General features: G+C 60.2%; 4 protein-coding genes. 2 read left to right on the top strand and 2 right to left on the bottom strand.

Annotated elements, in window-relative coordinates; all coding sequences use genetic code 11:
- Positions 1–636 (top strand): SDR family oxidoreductase (locus tag EN964_RS24845; protein WP_127276837.1); only part of this gene is annotated, 636 nt, incomplete at its 5' end.
- A gap of 250 nt (positions 637–886) precedes the next feature.
- Here the strand turns inward: EN964_RS24845 and EN964_RS24835 are convergent.
- Positions 887–1393 carry a ferritin-like domain-containing protein gene (locus EN964_RS24835; RefSeq protein WP_127272261.1) on the bottom strand — a complete coding sequence of 169 codons (507 nt, stop codon included), beginning with the start codon at positions 1391–1393 and terminating at the stop codon, positions 887–889.
- A 228-nt stretch (positions 1394–1621) separates the two neighbouring features.
- On the opposite strand from EN964_RS24835, the gene EN964_RS24830 reads away from it, so the two are divergent.
- Positions 1622–3331 carry an HAD-IIB family hydrolase gene (locus tag EN964_RS24830; RefSeq protein ID WP_127272262.1) on the top strand — a complete coding sequence of 570 codons (1710 nt, stop codon included), beginning with the start codon at positions 1622–1624 and terminating at the stop codon, positions 3329–3331.
- 129 nt (positions 3332–3460) lie between these two features.
- Here the strand turns inward: EN964_RS24830 and EN964_RS24825 are convergent.
- The coding region (locus tag EN964_RS24825) for a xanthine dehydrogenase family protein molybdopterin-binding subunit (protein WP_164775973.1) at positions 3461–4803 on the bottom strand (1343 nt) is incomplete at its 5' end.

Below are 4803 nucleotides of genomic sequence, written 5' to 3'. Positions count from 1 at the left end.
TATCTGGCCGAGGACAAGGATGCTGAAGAGACCAAATCAGCGGTGGAAAAGGAGGGACGACGCTGCATCCTGGTCAAGGCCGATGTCAGCGAACGCAGCCACTGCCACAAGGCGGTCATGGAGACCGTTGAAAAATTCGGCCGCATCGACGTGCTGGTCAACAACGCCGCGTTCCAAATTCATTCCAGCGATTTCGGCGAGCTGACCGAAGAACATTTCGACACGACGCTGAAGACCAATCTTTACGGCTATTTTCATATGGCGCAGGAATCGGTGCCGCACATGAAACCCGGTTCGGCGATCATCAACACCGGTTCGGTAACCGGTATCGACGGTTCAAAACAACTGGTCGACTATTCGATGACCAAGGGCGGCATCCATGCCTTCACGCGGGCCTTGTCGGGAAATCTCATCGGCAAGGGCATAAGGGTGAATGCGGTCGCACCGGGGCCGGTGTGGACGCCGCTCAATCCGTCGGACAAGGAAGCCGACGACGTCTCGAAATTCGGCGCGGACACGCCAATGAAACGACCCGCGCAACCGGAAGAACTCGCGCCGGCCTATGTGTTCCTCGCTTCGCCGCACTGCTCGAGCTACATCACCGGCGAGATCTTGCCGGTCGTCGGAGGGTACTGAGGATGGCCGAAACGAAATCCGTAACCAAGGAGTAGGATGGATGGGCCGTCTACTTTTCATGGTGGCGCTCGCTTGCGTAGCGTACCGCATCTACACGGAAACAGCAGGATCTGCTCGGCATGTGCCGCAGGATGACGATGAGGCGCTGCGCCAGCAATCAGCGGCCTTGGGCGTCGACCCGTCTCGCTGACGGAGTGGAAACCTGCCGGCAATCCGGCCGGCCGAGTTACCAGCCGGCCGGATCGCAGCCTTATTCGGCTGCCTGCAGGTTGATCTTGCTTTCCGCCATTTCGGTGAGCTTGCGATCGGTCGCCTGTTCTTCCCTGAGGTTCTTGGTCAGCACATTGGCGCAGTCCGTGCGGCCAAGTTGCTTGGCCCAGGCGATGAGCGTGCCGTAGCGGGTCATCTCATAGTGTTCGACGGCCTGCGCCGAAGCAATCAGCGCCGCATCGAGAACCTCCTTGTCATCGACGTCACCGCTCACATCGTCGGCCTCCTCGAGAATGCCGTCGATTGCCGGACAGTTGACCTCCTTGGCCTTGACGCCATGCAACTCAAACACCTCTTCGACGCGCTCGATATGGCCTCTCGTCTGATCGAGGTGTTTTTCAAATCCGGCTTTCAATTGCGGGTCGGTTGCCTTGTCGATCATCTTCGGCAGCGCCTTCTCGATCTGCTTTTCGGCGTAATAGATGTCGCGCAGCGTGTGCACGAAGAGATCGTCGAGTGTCTTGATGTCCTTCGAAAAGAAGCCCATGGCCTTACCTTTCATTGCGCTTGGTGTGGATTTCGGCGACGGGGTTTGCACGCCGCCAGCAAAGACCGGGACGGTTCCCGGCTTGTCTGGTCAACGTACCGGCACCGAAGGAGTTCCTGATTTCCGAGGGCGAACCGCCCTTCTCCAGACCTGCGATCCGGTCGGTGGGGAGCCTTTGTCTCAATCGCACGTTCTAGCCGGGTAACCGGAACGAGAAGGGTCGGCGGAATGTATTTCATTGCATTGGCGGCAGACTATGACGGCACGCTGGCTCATGATGGGATCGTCGCCAAGAAGACGCTCGCCGCGCTTGAGCGGTTCAAGAAAAGCGGCCGCAAGCTGGTTCTCGTCACCGGGCGTGAACTGCCCGATCTCAAGCGCGTCTTTCCCGAGCTTAGCCTCTTCGACAAGGTCGTCGCTGAGAATGGCGCGATGATCTACACGCCGGCAAGCGAGGAAGAACGGGTGATCGCCCCATCGCCCGAGCCCAAATTCGTCGCCAGATTGAAGCGGCAGGGCGTCAAGCCGCTTTCGGTCGGGCGATCGATCGTCGCGACTTGGGAACCCCATCAGGCGACCGTGCTCGATATCATCAAGAAGATGGGTCTCGAACTGGAAATCATCTTCAACAAGGGCGCGGTGATGATCCTGCCGAGCGGCATCAACAAAGCCACCGGGCTCGCTGCGGCCCTTCAGGACCTTCGACTTTCGCCGCACAACGTCGTCGGCGTCGGCGATGCCGAGAACGACCACGCGTTCCTGCAGGCCTGTGGCTGCAGCGCCGCCGTCGACAATGCAATTCCGGCGGTCAAGGATACAGCCGACCTGGTCATGCGTGGCGCCCGCGGCAAGGGCGTGGAGCAATTAATCGCAAAGCTGATAAAGCGTGATCACGCGATAGTGCCGAAGCGCCATGACGGCATCGTTCTTGGATCGTCTGGCGGCGATGATGTCTACCTGTCGCCGAGCGACACGATCCTCATTGCCGGGAGTTCCGGCATTGGCAAATCCACCTTGGCCACCGCGCTGACGGAACGCTTCGTCGAAAGTGGTTTTCAGTTCTGCGTCTTCGATCCCGAAGGCGACTATGACGGCCTCGAAGGCGCCGTTCGCCTGGGCGACGGCTCAAGCGCGCCGACAAAGGCGCAGGTGCTGGATCTGATCGCCAAGGCCGACAGCAACATTGTCGTCAATGGATTGGCCCTGCGCGTCGACGAGAGGCCGGATTTCTTTGCCGACCTGCTGCCTGGCCTGAGCAGTTTCCGCCGGCGCACCGCGAGACCGCACTGGCTCGTCATCGATGAAGCGCACCATCTTCTGCCCAAGCGGCGCGACGATACGCGGGCGGTCCTGTCATTGGAATTGCCGGGCACAATCCTGATCACCGTTCACCCCGAGGCGATCTCGACAGACGCCTTGCGCCTTGTCACAGCCATCATTGCGCTTGGCCCCAAGGCGAAGGACGTGGTGAAGGTCTTCTGCAAGGAAACTGGCATTGAGCCGCCAAAGGACATTCCAACGCCCAAAGGCGCGCGCGTGCTGTTCTGGCGGCCGCAGTCGGGCAAGAAAGTCAAGACGGTCAAGGTGGTTGAACCACGTCAGTCACTCAAGCGGCACAGCCGGAAATATGCCGAAGGCCAGCTCGACGAAGCCGGCAGCTTCTATTTCCATGGCCCTGACAATGCGATGAACCTCAGGGCTCACAATCTGATGATCTTCGCTCAGATCGCCGAGGGGATAGACGACAAGACCTGGGAGTTTCATTTGCGCACCGGCGACTATTCCAAATGGTTCCGACATCAGATCAGGGACAAGGACCTGGCGCGCGAAACCGCCGAGGCGGAAGAGGACAAGACCCTGTCGGCGCAGGATAGTCGCAAGCGGGTGCTTGACGCTGTACGCCGCCGTTACACGGCTCCGGCCACAGCCCCGGAGTGACACTCGAGAGCCAAGGCGATTAAGCTATCGCTGCATGCGAAAACTTTTTCAGTCGGACAACGCCGCCACCGCGACAATTTCGATGACGATGTCGGCTTGTGAAGCCCCTCCTCTCAGAGCTCTTGACCCTCAGCCTATCAAATCATCTATTCTGATCGGCAGATCGCGAATGCGCTTGCCGGTGGCATGATAGACGGCACTCGCCACGGCGGCAGCCGTTCCGACATTGCCGAGTTCGCCCAAGCCCTTGACGCCGGCAGGATTGACCTGGTGGTCGACTTCGGGGACTAGGATAACGTCGACCTGTTTGATGTCGGCGTTGACCGGCACGAGATAGTCCTGCAGGTCGCGATTGACGTAGCGCGCGTGTCGCTGATCGATTTCCGTGGCCTCGTGCAACGCCTGGCCGATGCCCCAGATCATGCCACCCATCAACTGGCTGCGCGCGGTGCGCGTGTTCATGATGCGCCCGGCAGCGAAGGCTCCGACAATGCGTGGCACCCGGATTTCGCGTGTATAGCTGTTGATGCGCACTTCGACGAACTCGGCGCCAAAGGCATATTTGACCGAATCTTCGTCGTTCTCTCCACCATGAAACTCCGATTGTCCGGCATAGAGTTTGCTGAGGGCTTCAGGCGAAGAACCCTTCGGCGCAAACTCGGCATATTCTTCGATGGCGCCGACCTGCATGGCCTTGAACACATCGGCCAGCTTGGCGGACTTGCCGGTCTCGGCAACGACCTCTTCGTCCTTCAAATCCAGCTTCGCATTGGCCGAACCTGCCAGCGGAGCCCCCTTGCCCGCAGCGGCGGCAAACAGTTTTTCGCGTATCGCGTCGCAGGCTTTCATGACTGCGGAGCAGACGCTGGCGGTCGAGATCGATCCGCCTGACACCGGAGCCGGCGGCAAGGCACTGTCGCCCATCTCGACGCTGATCTTGTCCATGCCAACCCCCAGCCTTTCGGCCGCCATCTGGCCGGCGATGGTGCGAACGCCGGTGCCGATTTCATGCGAGCCGCACTGGACCCGAACCTCGCCATCGGCGGTGAGACGAACCCGGGCCGCGCAAGGCGCGGCGGCTGTCGGATAGATTGCCGTCGCACAGCCCATCCCGACCAGCCAATCGCCGTCGCGCATCGAGCCGACCGTGGGATCGCGTTTCGACCAGCCAAAGGCCTCGGACGCCTGGTCATAGCACTTGATGAGTGAGCGGCTGGAAAATGGCTTGCCTCCGATCGGCTCCTTCTCCGGTTCATTGATGCGACGAAACTCGACAGGATCCATGCCGAGGGCCACGGCCATTTCGTCCATGGCGTTTTCCAGCGCGTAGACATAAGGCGTCTCCGGCGGCGATCGCATGTAGCCAGGAGTGTTGCGGTCGGCATGAACCAGCGAAACATGCGTCAGAACGGAGCCGTAATTGTACATGCGCGCGGTGGCTGACGTGCCGCCGACGACATAAGGGTCAGGGC

Origin of the sequence: Mesorhizobium sp. M7A.F.Ca.CA.001.10.2.1 (assembly GCF_003998575.1) — a bacterium.
Taxonomy (GTDB): Bacteria; Pseudomonadota; Alphaproteobacteria; order Rhizobiales; family Rhizobiaceae; genus Mesorhizobium.
This window is presented reverse-complemented; position numbering and strand designations above follow the sequence as displayed.